We start from the raw sequence: 236 nt of genomic DNA, 5'->3' as shown, positions 1-236 counted from the left end.
GAACGGTGGATCGAGAGTTCGCTTTTGTGATGACCAAAGCGCGCTTTTCACGAGCACGTTTGCGACCCGCGTCCGTGAGGTGCTGGATCTGGCGGGTGTCGTCGCCCGTTCTAAGCAACCCAAGGCCGCTGTCCTCACGGAGTTCCAAGACGTCCTCGCCGTCGACATCAACGAGGTCGTATTCCCGGTATCCCAGAAAGGTGAAGTTACCTTTGTCCAGCCAGCGCAGAAGATCC

At 58.1% G+C, this 236-nt stretch carries 1 protein-coding gene; it reads right to left on the bottom strand.

All coding sequences use genetic code 11. The features are described from left to right. A partial coding sequence (locus tag SB764_RS44600) for a hypothetical protein (RefSeq protein WP_410867387.1) occupies window positions 1-236 on the bottom strand: 236 nt, incomplete at both ends.

The sequence above is a fragment of the Paraburkholderia sp. SIMBA_027 genome (assembly GCF_046535315.1).
Classification (GTDB): Bacteria; Pseudomonadota; Gammaproteobacteria; order Burkholderiales; family Burkholderiaceae; genus Paraburkholderia; species Paraburkholderia tropica.
The sequence above is the reverse complement of the archived record's forward strand: the minus strand, read 5'-3'. Positions and strand labels throughout refer to the sequence as shown.